At 47.7% G+C, this 14,823-nt stretch carries 10 protein-coding genes and 2 tRNA genes; 2 read left to right on the forward strand and 10 right to left on the reverse strand.

Going from position 1 to position 14,823, the window contains the following annotated elements; all coding sequences use genetic code 11:
* The 10 genes from B036_RS33870 to B036_RS34415 all read right to left on the reverse strand — a co-directional run.
* A partial coding sequence (locus tag B036_RS33870) for a peptidase associated/transthyretin-like domain-containing protein (protein WP_169435028.1) occupies positions 1-461 on the reverse strand: 461 nt, incomplete at its 3' end.
* Between the two features lie 109 nt (positions 462-570).
* A complete protein-coding gene (locus B036_RS0103120; protein ID WP_020567229.1) occupies positions 571-2,517 on the reverse strand; it encodes a T9SS type B sorting domain-containing protein in 1,947 nt (648 codons plus the stop codon).
* 6 nt (positions 2,518-2,523) lie between these two features.
* Complete coding sequence (locus B036_RS0103130; RefSeq protein ID WP_020567230.1) at positions 2,524-4,212, reverse strand: T9SS type A sorting domain-containing protein; 1,689 nt, start codon at positions 4,210-4,212, stop codon at positions 2,524-2,526.
* 822 nt (positions 4,213-5,034) lie between these two features.
* A complete protein-coding gene (locus B036_RS0103135) occupies positions 5,035-6,801 on the reverse strand; it encodes a tetratricopeptide repeat protein (RefSeq protein ID WP_020567231.1) in 1,767 nt (588 codons plus the stop codon).
* Between the two features lie 480 nt (positions 6,802-7,281).
* Positions 7,282-7,358 (reverse strand) — tRNA-Pro (locus tag B036_RS0103145).
* 53 nt (positions 7,359-7,411) lie between these two features.
* Positions 7,412-7,486, reverse strand: a tRNA-Val gene (locus B036_RS0103150).
* A 296-nt stretch (positions 7,487-7,782) separates the two neighbouring features.
* Entirely contained in the window at positions 7,783-8,118 is a 336-nt protein-coding gene (locus tag B036_RS0103155) for a DUF3467 domain-containing protein (RefSeq protein WP_020567232.1), read from the reverse strand.
* 112 nt (positions 8,119-8,230) lie between these two features.
* Complete coding sequence (gene topA, locus B036_RS0103160; protein WP_020567233.1) at positions 8,231-10,807, reverse strand: type I DNA topoisomerase; 2,577 nt, start codon at positions 10,805-10,807, stop codon at positions 8,231-8,233.
* A 43-nt stretch (positions 10,808-10,850) separates the two neighbouring features.
* A complete protein-coding gene (locus tag B036_RS27870; RefSeq protein ID WP_020567234.1) occupies positions 10,851-11,390 on the reverse strand; it encodes an NADPH-dependent FMN reductase in 540 nt (179 codons plus the stop codon).
* A gap of 411 nt (positions 11,391-11,801) precedes the next feature.
* Positions 11,802-11,936 carry a hypothetical protein gene (locus tag B036_RS34415; RefSeq protein WP_020567236.1) on the reverse strand — a complete coding sequence of 45 codons (135 nt, stop codon included), beginning with the start codon at positions 11,934-11,936 and terminating at the stop codon, positions 11,802-11,804.
* Between B036_RS34415 and B036_RS31590 the strand changes: the two genes are divergently transcribed.
* Together B036_RS31590 and B036_RS0103185 are read left to right on the forward strand one after the other, a co-directional pair.
* Positions 11,935-13,527, forward strand: coding sequence for a S8 family peptidase (locus B036_RS31590; protein ID WP_020567237.1), 1,593 nt, complete (start codon positions 11,935-11,937; stop codon positions 13,525-13,527). The genes B036_RS34415 and B036_RS31590 overlap by 2 nt on opposite strands.
* A 171-nt stretch (positions 13,528-13,698) precedes the next feature.
* Positions 13,699-14,637 (forward strand): carbon-nitrogen hydrolase family protein, encoded by a 939-nt coding sequence (locus tag B036_RS0103185; RefSeq protein WP_020567238.1) that lies wholly within the window; start codon positions 13,699-13,701, stop codon positions 14,635-14,637.
* The last annotated feature ends 186 nt before the right edge of the window (positions 14,638-14,823 follow it).

Consider the following 14,823-nt stretch of genomic DNA (forward strand, 5'->3'; position numbering starts at 1 on the left):
AGGGTATAGTTGTAGGTGCCGTAGGGGACGTCGGTGAAAGCAGTAAAGCCGCCGGTGACCAGGGTCTGGTCGTAGGACAGGTCGTCGTTGTAGAGGCGCACGGTTACGCCGGTCGGTGGGAAGCCAATGCCGCCCGGAGGTGTCAGGTTGATGAACAGGTCGTTGGTGGTGCTTAAGGGCAATACCGCAGTTTCTGAAGCATTAGCCCCGGCAATATCCACGGATCCAGAACCGGCCTCATAGCAATCAGCGGTAACGGTGAAAGGATAAGTCCCATCGGCTAATCCGGAAAATACGGCATCTCCATTACCATCGGTGAGAACTGTTGTTGAGTTGAGGGTTACGGAAGCACCTGTAATTGCAGTAGCAGTTCCATCTTGGACTTGTATCGTTGCAGTTTGTCCGAGCATCGTCGTAAACGATGCTAAGAGAAGAAAAGACAAAAAGGTGATGTTTTTCATAAAATGATATTTAGCAAGCATTTTTACATACTTGATTTTTAAGTGAGTGTTGAATAGATTTAGTGGCTCTTTTGGTTAAGCGCAGCGATTACGGATCAAGAATTATTTATTATCTAAAAATTGTTAGGTCTCCGGTTCTTTTTTCGTTTATAATCAAGTCGCTATCTAATCCTTGATGAACAAATTTGATCAGGTAGGCATAAACTCCCGTAGCGCTTATCTCACCTCCAGGCAGGTTACCGTTCCAGGAGCCGTCTATGTTGTCACTTTCATATACAACTCCTCCCCATCGGTCAAAAATGATAATTTCATACTCCAGGATTTGACCGATTGCATCAACCTCAAACTTGTCATTGATACCATCTCCATTTGGAGAAAATGCATTCGGTATATACATATTGACCAGGTTGTTTACTGAGACTTGATACGTCGTTGAGTCAATACAGTTGTTTGAAGAAGTGACCAAAAGTTGGACGTCATATATCCCTGGTAAATCAAAGGTTGTCACGGAATTAAATGAACTACTTATCTCCCCATTTCCAAAATTCCATATCACCTCTTCAACGTCTCCCACTGTAGTATTTTCAAAATGGACCGTTGGCATAATATTAGAAGGTACAAAAGGGCTGTAAGTGAAATTAGCTTCAGGAGGATCAAAAACGCTGATTAGGTTTTGAGCATAGAAAGTGTTTTTGCAGTTTTCAGAAAAAACAACTTCTAAACTCACATCATACTCTCCTGCTTCATCATAAGATGTTGTAGCGTTTAAGAAGCCATCGCTGACCGTACCATTTCCAAAATTCCATTGATAGGCAATGCCAGGCGTAGGACTCAGATCATTAAATTGAACTTCTAATGGAGCACAACCTTCGAGAAAATCAGCTTCAAGGTCAATGACCGGCGCAGGGCTGACTTCAACCTTGATAGTGAAATTTTCGCTACAATCTGCATCTGATTTATAAGTGATAAAAAATTCTCCAGCCCCCGCTAAGTCAGGATCGAAAAGTCCTTCTGAAGCATCAATAATCCCTTGTCCACTCCATGTTCCACTTGCTATATTGGGCTCCAGTATCAAAGGATCTGCTCCCACACAAATACTTTGCCCTACAAAGTCAAAAATCTCTTCGTCAATAATAGTTACAATAATAGAATCCCTGATGGAGCAAAGTGTGCTGTCTAGTGTGCGGACATAGTAAATTGTTGTAGTGTCCGGGCTAAGGATCCTACTATTTCCTGCACTATTATCATCTTCCCAGTATATGGGGAAATTTGAAATGGCTTCAAGCGTCACAGTTTCTCCCCTGCAAATCGAAATGTCTTCATTCAGGGTAAGTTGCGGGTCAATACGGGTAATGATGACTTCATCAATCCACACATAGAAACCAAGAAGAGGATCGTCGCCTGCGATGGAATAATTTGCGGTAGCATAATCTCCCATATAACCTATATGGGCATATTCAAAATCTTCACTTGCCTGGTATTCAAGTTCTACTTTTGTCCACTCACTTCCAGCGATTACTTCTTCACAGGCTACCCAGTGGTCTGACATCGCGGCGTAGTTAGCAATATCCGGGCTGAAAAACGGGATGCGATCGTGATCGAAAAACAGGCCCCATTGATTGGTTTTAAATTCATTGTCAGGATCGTCCTTTTTGTTTTGGACCCAAAATGATATTTTGTAACATCCTCCGGCAACCATCGGCTCGGAGAGTTTTATTCCCGCCCATTCTCTGGAGCCATCAGCTCCATTGCCTTTCCAGCATCCCAATACTCCTTGCCCTTCGTAGGGAGTGCCACACTCTGAATTTCCTTCTCCCGTAGGACAATCTTCAAGGCTTGTTAAGTTGCTGCCAGGAGGGTGCTGTTGATGATGGTAATCTGATGTACCATTAGAGTTATACCAATAATTTAAGGAGCTAAGGGTATTCGGTGTGGCAGGATAAACAACGTTCCATAACTCAAAACCAGGGTCGGGAATAAGGTTTTGCGTATTTGCAGTATTGACTACTGCGAATGTTGCTGCCACAAGTAGAATTGTTTTATGAAGGAAATTCATAATCAATTAAATTTTAATCATTCTTTTAGCAGCTACTCCTTCATTTGTGAAAAAGGTAATCAGGAAAATTCCTGCAGGTAAGTCATGGATATTAATGCTCAGGTTTTGGTTGCTGAACACCGAATCTATTTTTAAGTGTTTAATGACCTTTCCAGCATAATCACGTATTTCAATACGAAAAGGAACGATACCTTCAGTTCCGAAGTCAATATGAATAAACTCAGATGATGGATTAGGGAATACCTTAATCTGGCTGGCTAAAACTGATTCATCAAGACTTGTTACCGAGTCTCCTTCTCTACAATCCTCATCTATTCCATTATCCGGAATTTCGATCGCATCAGGATTAATGTTCGCATTAGTATCGTCACAATCAGCGACAAAGTCAAAGCCGTCCATGTCTTCGTCTATTAGGTTTCCATACCGCATAACCAACATGTCATTACCTGAAATACCAGCCCACGCACCGGCAAGTACAACCTTTCCATCACTTTGAATCTTCACATCATTAGCCAAAGACCCTAAGCCCGTTGGAATTGGAGTAACCACATAACCTTGTTCACCCCAAGCGGTGTCCAAAACACCCATTGAATCTATTCTGACCGATAGAAATCCGCCAGGATCGCCCATTTGGAATGCACCTCCTGAAGAACCTACGGCGATTATTCTCCCACCGGGTTGCTCAATCAAAGAGCGGCCTCTGTCGTTCACATTTACGTCAAGAACAAAAGCTCCGTCTCGACCAAAGCTGAAATCAGGGGTTCCATCCTGGTGGTAAGCTAATACAATGAGGTCCGTACCGTTGACTTGGGCATTAGTTCCCGTCACCAGTATCTTACCACTTGAGTGAATGATCATTCCTTCTGCTCTATCTCCAAAAGGAGCTAATACTTCTCCATTAGTAGCAAATGAAGAATCTAGTGAACTTCCATCTTCCAGGATTTTGTAAATAGAAAGGCGGTCAGCTGCTGATGGGTGACTAAATCCACTTACCAGGATGTTTCCATCATCCGCAATCGCGATATTTTCCATTCCATTTGCGGTCCCATTGTCATTCCAAATGAAAATGCCATTATCTGAAAAGGTGGAATCTATAACTCCATTTTCATTGAACCTGCAAACTACATTCCTTCTGAAAAAATCAGACTCTTCACTTTGGCTTTGGCCAGCAACTACAATTTTCCCTTCGTCTGTTATAGCAATGCCACGAGCATAATCTTCTTCTGGGCCAATTGGTTGAATGGCTACTCCATTTGTGCCAAATGTGGTGTCTGGTGTCCCATCCGAATTTAGCTTTATAAGTAAAAAATCTGGATTAACGCGAGAGGAACCGTGTCCTCCCGCCGCTAATATTTTGCCATCATCTAAGACCAGAATATCATAGGCAAGATCACTGTAAAGGGGATTGACATGGTGGTGAATCCCATTTACAGCGAAAGTAGAATCAATAGTGCCGTCTACATTGAGGCGGACAATGGCAACATCGAAATTACTAACCGTTGAGAGGTCAGTGGACAAAACAAAAACCATTTTCCCATCATCTTGAAAATCCATGGCTGAGACCAGATCATGCCCACCATCGATGTCCCAACTGAAAATTCCATCATCGGCAAAGGATGAGTCCAACACCCCTACTTGGGCAATTATATTGGCTGAAAATAAAAGCAGAAAAAGAGTAGTGACTATTCCTTTCATAGTACAGGGTTAATTTTGAGGTTGCTGTTTAAGCAAATAAGACAAGAGTTGATTAGGGAAGGACTTCTGAAGTCCTAGTCTGGATGTACCGAATCGCACGATTGCAAGGCGTTATTGATGTTAGCTCCAGCCCTAACAGGATCCTGCCAACATCCAGGGTTGAAAGCATTTTAGATTGGAAAGATGCTTAAGTTTAGTTCTGGTTGTTTTGAGTATAATGTAAACTTAGGAAAACACAGGGCAAGAACTTGAGTATGCTCAGTCTTAAGGGTTGCGGAATATTCCGTTTTTGCACAACGTGTTGATATATAGGTGTTTATGGTAAATACCTCCTTCGGGTGGTACAGCGTCAGAAACATTGATTTAAGGGAGCTAGGCATACTTGTCCTTCACTAATTCTGCCTGCAGGGAAGGAAGGTGGTGGTTCGAAAAAGTCAGGTTCCGAGGTAATTTGCACCATCTTTTGGCGACACACTTCGCCAGCAAATAGCTTTCGAAGCGACCATTTTCACTGGATTGTTTTGACCACCTAAGCGAACTGGTCCGAACCATCTTAGCCATGAATCATTGCTTAGCGGCGTCTTGGCTATCTCTAGATGCACCACACCGAGAGACAGAAGAGAGCACTTAATTCCGCTTTGCTTCCGCGTCCCAAACCATGGCACCCGCGTCCGCGCCTGAACATTATCCTGGTAATAAGGAGGGCGGGGACGCAGGTGCGGGGGAGGTTGAAAAGCATAGACACACCTACGCAAGGATGAAATAATTGGTCAGTACTGATCCTCAGCGGTAGGGCCGATGTTTAAATAGTGATCGTCGAAGCTAAGTTAATATATTATTTAGTCTTATGTATCTTTGGTATTCACGTTCAAAATTCTTAGTGATTCCTGATCGTTTTCTGGTTTTAATCACCTCTTCGTCCCTGTACTCGTCTTGGTCATTGGGTAAATAAGTAGTAAAATAATACCGGTCTTCGGCATCGTCATTGTATTCTACCTCGACATTTTTGAAGTGAACGATGTAGTTTTGGTTGATCTGGGAAAAATGGAAGTGTGACTTGTAACTCAGTTCAGCCATCAGTTGAGAGAGTTGGCCCCGTTGTTCGATAATCGTTTGGTCCTTTAAGAAAATATAGGAAATCCTGTTTTGATACCGAATATAAATAATCTGTTCCAGGAGGATGTTATGGTTTCCGAGCGTGATGGATTTTTCCCTTTGTGATTCGTAAGCATTTACTAATAATTCCAGGTCTTCATTTTGATCCTGGATAATAGTGTTTTTAAGCAATAATTGCCGATTCTTTTCTTTTCGAAACCTGGCTCTTTGATAAAACACCCAGGCACTTAAAAGAACAATCAGAAAAAACACCCCTAGCGTAATTGCGATGTTTCGCAGTCGTAAAGTTTGAAGCTCCGTTTCTAAAAGGGCTTTATCTTTTTGAGCAATTACCCGCTTTGACTTTTCTTCATTAAACTGTTTTTCCAAGCGATTGACAGTTTCAAATTTCTGTTGATTATATAAACTATCTTGAAGTACCTGGGCCTGCTTCCTTAGTGCTAAACTACGGCTGTACTCACCTTTACTTTCAAAAATTTCCGATAAATTTTCCGTGCTGAATTGCTCTGTCTCTAAAAAGGAATGTTCCTTTGAGATTTTAAGTGCCTGGCTGGCCAAATCCTCAGCCCTTTCGAATTGCCCCATCGTAAAGTAAACCATACTTATGTTTGCTAACGTATTGGCTTCCCCCCAATTATCTTTTTCCTCCTGATACATTTCCAGGGCCCTCAGGTAATAGTTTAAACCTATCTCAAAGCTTCCTAATCTTTCGTGAGAGGCTCCAATGTTATTAATAGCAGTGATGATAGTTCTATAATCTCCGGCTTCCTTCGCTTTGTCTTGCGCAGTCTCATAAAACTCTAAGGCAAGCGTATACTGTTCCTGATCAAAAAAGAGGTTGCCGCGGTTAAGCAAAATACCCGGAATACCTTCAGATCTGCCTGCCTTTACCATAAGATCCTCCGCTTTCTCACTGTATAAAAGCGCTTGTTCAAAATTTTTGATAAATCTGAAACTTTCCGAAATATTGGCATACGAAGTAGCAATGTTTATCGAATCTTTTATCCTTTCGAAATGGACCAAGGCCTTCAGTTCCAGCGTTAAAGTATTTGCGTAATCTCCCTTCCGCCGTTCCAGAATACCTTGCAAAATATAGGTACTGCCAGTAAGTTTATGATAAAACGAAGAATCAACTGGGGAAAGAATTTTCAATTTCTCTAATACAATTTGACAGTTGTCCTCCGCCAGACCGTCTTTACTCAAGAGAAAGTATGCCGCTGCTTTGTTGAAGAATCCTTTGATTTCACCTTCTGGGTAGTCGATTTCTTTGGACGACTGGATAATACGGTCGCATAAGGTAACGGTAGAATCCGGAGAAGAGGCCCGCAGGTCAATGGCATATTTAATTAGGCTATCTACTTCTTCCTTTTGTGTAAGGACAGGTGCTGTCAGGTCAGTTTTATTTTGACAACTCCATGTCCACGTGCAAGCTATAATTAATGAGATGAAAAGGTAAATAGTCGTTATTCTCATACCGTCGGGTAGTTGGAATTAGTGGTCGACTTCATATGTATTCGACCATCCAATTTGCCATCGCGGCGCTGAAGTGAGCTTCGCTGCTGCCTGGCGGTGATCCTGCCTGAAAGCCTACCGTTGCTGCGGTTATGCTGAACTATTATCCATTCGTTCAGCAGTACACTAGGGGTGCTAAATGTTTGAATAATCATGAATTCAACCACCAGATAGCAAAATATGTAAGTGAGCTGAGCGTAATTTTTTTGTCCATCAGTCTTTTGTTCACAGACAAATATACAATCTGCCACGGAAGCAACAGGTTGCGCGCTGAAAACGACATGCCCGGCAATGGCTGGTAAACCTTCCTGGACTATTTCATCGCCCTGTCCAGGAAATAGACGGTCAGGCAATGGAGTGGTCGCAGCTTTTGGGAAGATTAGAAGACCTCTACCAAAGAAAAAAGGAGCTACGGCAAAACGCCGTAACTCCTTTATAACGTGGTCGGGATGACAAGATTCGAACTTGCGGCCCCACGCCCCCCAGGCGTGTGCGCTACCGGGCTGCGCCACATCCCGAATGGATGTTTAAATAACGGCCTCCGAAGAAGTCGTCAGGGGGAATTTTGGGGTGGTCGATACAGGGCTCGAACCTGTGACCTCTGCAATGTCAATGCAACGCTCTAAACCAACTGAGCTAATCGACCCTTTGTGCTTTTGCTGCTCCAGCAACGGCCGTTCGTACACGGAAAGTTGCGGGAGGAAGACGACTGATAACCGAAGTAGCGTCTTAAGCGGCTGCAAATATACAACGGTTACGGAATTAGGGAAATGCTGGGGCAATTCTTTTCCACAAAAGTTGAATTGGTGAGTTGGCGGATCACTGAGTTTCTCCCGCAAGTACCATGCGATGCGCTTCGCTTACTCCCCTTAGGCGAAGAAGCGTAGCGCAGTGAGTAGTAACAGCGGTAGCAACTCAGTGACTCGCCAACTCAAAGACTCTCTAGGCTTGAGCCGTAGGCGTAAAGCTCATTGGCGGAAAATTCGGCCCGTTATTGCCACCGCCGGCAGGCTCACCTATTGGCCCAAACTGCTTCTCATACTTCTTGATGTTGTCTGCCAAAGCACTGAGCAGGCGCTTAGCGTGCTGCGGGGTAAGAATGACCCGGCTTTTGACCTTCGCCTTAGGAGCATTCGGCACGATGCGGACAAAATCCACCACAAACTCGCTGTTGCTGTGGGCAATGATTGCCAGGTTGCTGTAAATTCCTTCAGCAATGTCTTCGGGTAGCTCGATGTTGAGCTGGTTGCCCTGAGGTTTTTTCTTTTCGTCAGCCATTTTGGTAATATTGGTCTGTTAGTCTATTGGTCTGTTAGTCTGTTGGCTTTAGTTGGTCTGCTAGAGTACCGGTCCAACAGACCAATAAAACGAACAGACCAATAGCACCAATCTATTTCTTCTTTGCTGGTACCTTTTTCTTCTTTTTGGGCGCAGCTTTCTTCTTTGCCTTAAAGGCCCCGGGCATTTCGAGCTCGATGAGTTTCTTGACCTCTTCAATGCTCAATTCCGCCGCTTCTTCCCGGGTCATCCGTTCCCCCTTCGAGTTTTTGGGGATCTTGATGGACTTTTTCTTGAAGCGAATGAATGGCCCCCAACGGCCTTGTTCAACGTCGATTTTCTCGGTGGTAAAACGTTGAATGTAGCGGTTGGCTTCCTTCTCTTCCTTTGCCTGGATCAGCTCGATCATATCATCTTTGCTGAGGTTGTCCGGGTCATAGCGTTTTGGGATGTTGATGAACATGCCGTTCCACTTGAGGAAAGGGCCAAAGCGACCAGCTCCTTGCGTAACGTCGAGTTCTTTGTAGGTCATCACCGGAGCATCGGCTTTCTTCTTCGCCGCAATCAGTTCCTTGGCCCGGGAAATTTCCACGCTGTGCGGATCTTCTCCTTTGTCAAGGCTGATGAAGGTTTCGCCCCAACGGACGTAAGGGCCAAAGCGACCGATACCAACAGCAGTTTCCCGTCCTTCGATATCGCCCAAAACTTTGGGGAGTGCGAATAATGGCAGGGCAACCTCGACTTCGACCTCCTCCATGCTCATGCCGGGAGGGAGGTTGGCGTATTTCGGTTTTTCGTCTTCCGCCAGTTCATCCGGAGCACCAAGCTGGAGTACTGGCCCGTTCCGACTTAGGCGGACGAGAATCGTCCGGCCAGTCTCAGGGTCCGTACCAAGAATACGTTCTGCGGAAACCCGCTCCGCGTTTTCGGTCGTATCCTCTACTTTTTCGTGGAAAGGGTTGTAGAAATCCTTCAGCATCTGCGTCCAGGAAATCTGTCCTTCGGCTACTTCGTCAAACTTCTCCTCCACGTCGGCCGTGAAGTTGTAATTCATTACGTCGACGAAATTCTCGTCGAGAAAATCCGAAACGGCCAGGCCGATGTCGCTGGCAAACAGACGGTTCTTCACCGCACCGGTCACCTCGGTTTTCTTCTTGCTGGTAACGTTGTTGTTCTTCAGCGTGAGTACGTCATACTCCCGGTCTTTACCTTCACGGGTTTCGCTGGTTACATAGCCGCGCGCTGGGTCCATGATTTTGGAAACGGTTGGGGCATAGGTAGAAGGACGGCCAATACCGAGTTCCTCCAATTTTTTGATCAGGCTCGCCTGGGTATAGCGGCTGGGCGCACGAGTAAACCGTTCTGTAGCGGTCATTTCCTTTAGTGGAAGCACCTGACCCTTACTGAGGGGCGGGAGAATGCCTTCTTCCTGGGCATCGTCGTCGTCATCGTCGTCTTTGCTCTCCAGGTAGACCTTCAGGAAACCATCGAACTTCAACACTTCACCCTGGGCGCGGAGATTTGCGTCTGGGACGGTGGAGATGCCAATGTTAACGGTCGTTTTCTCCAGCTTAGCGTCGGCCATTTGGCTGGCGATGGTCCGCTTCCAGATCAGTTCATACAGTCGCTGCTCGTAGCGATCGCCGATGTTGACCGTGTGGCGGTCAATGTAGGTGGGGCGAATGGCTTCGTGCGCCTCCTGAGCGTCCTTTTTCTTGCTTTTGAAGCGACGTACCTGGCTGTACTTATTGCCGAAGGCAGATTTTACCTCTTTCTCGATGGCGCTCAGCGCCGTCTCGGAGAGGCTGATGCTATCGGTACGCATGTAGGTGATCAGTCCCGCTTCGTACAGGCGCTGTGCGGCCCGCATCGTGTTTTCGGGATTCATGTACAGTTTGCGACTGGCTTCTTGTTGCAGGGTGGAGGTGGTGAAAGGCGCGGCAGGCTTACGCTTGGTTGGCTTCACCTCGATGTCGTTGATCTTGAATTCTGCGCCTACACACTTTTTTAAGAAACCTTCTGCTCCGGCTTTATCGTCAAAACGTACGGGGCTTTCGGCTTTTAGTAATACGTTCTTGCCCTGCTCGTTACGAACGGTGAAGATGGCATTAACCCGGAAGAAGGGACTCGGCTCGAAGGCCATGATCTCACGTTCGCGTTCCACCACGAGTTTAACCGTTACACTCTGAACCCGACCGGCACTCAGGCCGAATTTTACCTTTTTCCACAACACACCAGAGAGCTCATAGCCCACAAGCCGGTCGAGTATACGACGAGCTTGTTGAGCGTTGACCAGGTTGACATCAACTAATCTTGGATTATTGATCGCAGCGGTGATGGCGGGGGCGGTGATTTCCCGAAACACTATACGCTTGGTGGTTGCTACCGGTAGTTTGAGGACTTCACAAAGGTGCCAGCTGATGGCTTCTCCTTCGCGGTCTTCATCCGTTGCCAGCCAAACTTCGTCAGCTTTAGCCATGGCGGCTTTGAGGTCCTTAACCACCTTCCGCTTTTCGGGGGAAACAACGTATTTGGGGGAGAAGTCATTTTCAACGTTGACCGCTCCGTCGCCTTTATCCAGGTCACGTACGTGACCGAAGGAAGACTTTACGGTATAATCTTTTCCGAGAATTTTCTCGATGGTTTTCGCTTTAGCCGGCGACTCGACAATCAGAAGATTTTTAGCCATGGGATGTAATAGTGTGAAACGGGTAGTATATAAGGTTACGGTTTTAGGCGGCAATAAGTTGTGATGCCAGTTTTTTAAGTGCTTCATCCGTTGGGCCATGCACCATTTCGCCAGCATCGTTCAGGAAGGTATCTACATTACTAAGCGGCAGCTTATTGGGGCAAATCCAGCCGCCCATGTGATTCACCACGGTAGCAAGATGGTCAAGACCCCGTAAATTACCCGCTCTGCCGGAGGAAACACCGATCAGGGCAATGTGTTTGCCCCCCAGGTTTTTCGGATATTCATTTACGGAAATTCCGTCGATGAACAGCTTGACCACTCCTGGGAAACTGCCGTTGTATTCCGGAACGATGAACACAATTTTCTTCACGTCAAGGATAAAACGCTTCTGTAGTACAACGAGTGCCGGCGACATTTTTTTAGCGTCATACATCTCCTCGACATAATGCGCCATATCGATTTTCGCCAGGTCTAGTAACTGTGCCTCCACACCAGAATCTTTGATCAATGCCGTAAAGTGACGGGCAATCTGCAGTGTTCGGCTGTTGGAACGATTGGTACCAGAAATAACGGTGATCATAAGCATATCGGTTTTAGCACCGGGGCGCAAACCTACGATACAATTTCGGGATGGGAATGGTTTGGCAGTAAGAATGAAAGAATGGAGGAAGTAGGAAATAGCTGCTGCAGGTGTCGTTCAGAGTGCTTCTCTTGCCTGCTTTAGCCGGGACAGCCTAACGAATAATTGATGAATCAGAGGAGGTCTGAATGGTCGAATTGCTGCCGTAAATACCGTTTGCAGCCCTACGCTTGCTTAGGTGTAAGGCAATTGAGCGCAGCGAAAGGAGTGGTCTATTCGGTCACCCTTCCGTTATGCTCGCCTTCATTCCTTTGGGCGGGGCCGCGGGTGCAGGGGAAGTTTTTGGAGAAGGTGGGACGGAAAGCCAGTCGCAAAAGATGCCGGCAAGGTTGACCTGAAAACGCTGCAGGATCATCGGGCAGTACCACTGAAGAAGCTAAAGTTTCCGTCATTAACCCGACCATTAGCGGCCATCCTGCAAAGTAGCGCCCCTTCCCATTGTACCTTAGCCAATCCGCGCCAGGTCAGCGAGAAAACTTTTGCCATGAAGTCGTTCGGTAAGTTACTCCTTCAGCTTTTTCTTTTTATTGCTTTTGCAGGTATTGCTGAAGCCCAATCTCCCGATCAACAACTCATCGTCCGGTGGGAGCGTGGTGACGCGGCGGTAAAGACCAGCCTCCACCCGGCGGTGCAGCGCCGATGGTTGGCTAAGCCACTGCACATCGAACTGCTCACTTATCCGGACCCTGCATCCTGCGCCCTCGCCCAAAAAAAACTGGCCAGCCACCGGGGCGTCCGGGCCCTTGAATTCAACCAGGTAGTGTCCTTTCGGGCCGATCCCAATGATGCTTCTTTTAATGAGCAGCGGGACAATTTTGATCGCGCTGGCTACCGGGATGCCTGGGACCTAACCGCCGGCGGCAGTACTATTGAAAATCAAGACATCGTCATCGCCATCCTTGACGCAGGCTTCGACATCACCCACGAAGACATTCAACCAAACCTGTGGATCAATCCGCACGATGTACCAAACGATGGGGTTGATAACGACAATAATGGCTATGTGGACGATCGTCATGGCTGGGACATGACCGGAGATGACCCTAACCTTCCATCAGACAACCACGGCACCCAGGTTATCGGTCTGCTGGGCGCCAAGGGCAACAATGGAATTGGGGTGACCGGGACCAACTGGGACACAAAAATGATGCTGTTCACCATCCGGACCACGGCCCACATCATCGAAGCCTACGAATATATCCGAGAGCAGCGTCGCCGTTACAACGAAAGCAATGGCGCTGAAGGCGCGCTGGTAGTGGCGACCAACGCCAGCTTCGGCATCGAAGGAGGTACTTGTATCAACTACGCAGTGTGGGGCGGCCTGTACGACGAATTGGGGCAAGTAGGAATTCTTACGGCGGCAAGTACTGCCAACCGGTCTTGGGACGTCGATGATTTTGGCGATATGCCCACCGATTGTCCTTCAGATTACCTCATTGGGGTCGCTAACCTGGGGGAGAACGACGCGCTGTGGCGTTCCTCTGGTTTTGGCCGGGAGAGTGTGGACCTGGGCGCACCCGGAGAAATGAGTTTTTCTACCATACCGGCGGACCGGTACGGTTCCTTCGGCAGTACAAGTGCGGCGGCCCCCTACGTTACCGGCGCCATTGCCTTAATGTACGCAACTCCCTGCCCGGCGTTGCTGGACAAAATGAAAACCGATCCCGCAGGAGCGGCGTTGTTGGTTCGGGACGTTATTTTGGGCAGCACCCGCGAAAGCTCTTCGCTGCAATTCCGGACCTCCACCGGCGGTGTGATTGACGTAGCCGAGGCCCAGCGAGCCCTCTCGCTTATTTGTGATGGGACGGACCTACAGGACTTTACCATCAGCAGTGTCTCACCTAATCCTGCTGCAGATTTTGCCGTCCTGGAAACCAATGCCATTGTCTTCAGCTCCGGCGCAAGAGTGGACCTCTTTGATGTCATGGGGCGCCACGTAAGTAGCCGGATAGCGGAAAGGATTGGTTTTAATCCGATTAAGGTTCGGGTTGATCTCGTCGGGATTCCTGCGGGGGTGTATGTTGTTCGTTTGTCGGAACGGGACCGGGTAGCGGAGGCTAAGTTGGTGGTGCGATAGCCTTGGGAGAGGGTTTGTAACCCGACTTTCGCCAACGGCGAAAAACAACTCCCGGCACGTCGAAGTCAACCAATTGGGCTATGAGTACATTACCAATTTAATTAAAGCATCGGGCAAAGCCGCTACACTCTCCTGCTTAAGTCGGGCTGCAAGCCCCCCACCATTTAGACCATGAAAATTGCCCTCGCCCAAATTGCTCCCATCTGGCTAGATCGTGCTGCCACGCTAAAAAAGATCATCTCCTGGGTAGAAGACGCCGCCGCAGGCGGCGCCGAACTCGTCGTCTTCGGAGAGACCATCCTGCCCGGGTATCCCTTTTGGCTGGATGGCACCGGAGGCGCGAAGTTTGATGATGAAGTTCAGAAGGACTTGTTCGCGCACTACGCTACTGAAGCAGTTTGTATTGAAGAAGGGATGCTGGACCCGCTTTGCAGCAGTTGCCGGGAGCTTGGAATTGCTGCTGTAGTTGGGGTATTGGAGAGACCGCTGGATCGGGGAGGGACTTCGGTTTATTGTTCCCTGGTGTACATTGACGCTGATGGCATAATTCAGAACGTACACCGAAAACTGCAGCCAACCTACGAGGAGCGGTTGGTCTGGAGCCCGGGAGACGGGCATGGCCTGAAGACTTTTCCGATTGGGGGCTTCCAACTAGGCGGCCTCAACTGTTGGGAAAACTGGATGCCCTTACCACGTGCAGCGCTCTATGGCCAGGGAGAGACGCTCCACCTCGCCATCTGGCCAGGGAACGCCCGGAATACCGAAATTCTGACCAGGTTCTTAGCCCGGGAAGGCAGGAGCTACTGTGTATCCGTCAGTGGAATTATGCGGCCAAAGGATGTGCCCAAAAGCGTGCCTCATCGTAAACTGATTCTGAAGACACTGGGGGATATGCCAGCCAACGGCGGCTCCTGCGCAGCTGCACCCGACGGCAGCTGGATCATCGAACCGATTGTCGGTGAGGAAGCTCTGGTCTTTGCTGAGCTCGACCCCCGCCAGGTACTACGGGAACGGCAAAACTTCGACCCGTCCGGACACTACAGCAGGCCCGACGTTACCCAGCTGACGGTGAACAGGGAAAGACAACGGGTTGTACGGTACCGGGACTGATCCGTCTGTGTCTGTAACCGTATTTTGCACCAGCGTCCGCGCCTGAAAATTTTTCACCATTCGATTTACTTTGTCCCGGTTGAATAAATTAGAAGAATTTTAACGTTTAATGCCTGTTGCTACAATTCATGGATTGAACATCCCGGTTGATCCTCTGTTTTTAAAGCATTCGGCCTGATTAAAACG

Source organism: Neolewinella persica DSM 23188, from assembly GCF_000373105.1.
GTDB lineage: Bacteria > Bacteroidota > Bacteroidia > Chitinophagales > Saprospiraceae > Neolewinella > Neolewinella persica.

What these genes read in the sequence shown, in the direction of transcription:
- B036_RS0103135 (WP_020567231.1), bottom strand. Translation starts at nt 6,801, where the DNA reads ATGAGAATAACGACTATTTACCTTTTCATCTCATTAATTATAGCTTGC.
- B036_RS27870 (WP_020567234.1), bottom strand. Translation starts at nt 11,390, where the DNA reads ATGATCACCGTTATTTCTGGTACCAATCGTTCCAACAGCCGAACACTG.
- B036_RS0103155 (WP_020567232.1), bottom strand. Translation starts at nt 8,118, where the DNA reads ATGGCTGACGAAAAGAAAAAACCTCAGGGCAACCAGCTCAACATCGAG.
- B036_RS31590 (WP_020567237.1), top strand. Translation starts at nt 11,935, where the DNA reads ATGAAGTCGTTCGGTAAGTTACTCCTTCAGCTTTTTCTTTTTATTGCT.
- B036_RS0103185 (WP_020567238.1), top strand. Translation starts at nt 13,699, where the DNA reads ATGAAAATTGCCCTCGCCCAAATTGCTCCCATCTGGCTAGATCGTGCT.
- topA (WP_020567233.1), bottom strand. Translation starts at nt 10,807, where the DNA reads ATGGCTAAAAATCTTCTGATTGTCGAGTCGCCGGCTAAAGCGAAAACC.
- B036_RS0103130 (WP_020567230.1), bottom strand. Translation starts at nt 4,212, where the DNA reads ATGAAAGGAATAGTCACTACTCTTTTTCTGCTTTTATTTTCAGCCAAT.
- B036_RS34415 (WP_020567236.1), bottom strand. Translation starts at nt 11,936, where the DNA reads ATGGCAAAAGTTTTCTCGCTGACCTGGCGCGGATTGGCTAAGGTACAA.
- B036_RS0103120 (WP_020567229.1), bottom strand. Translation starts at nt 2,517, where the DNA reads ATGAATTTCCTTCATAAAACAATTCTACTTGTGGCAGCAACATTCGCA.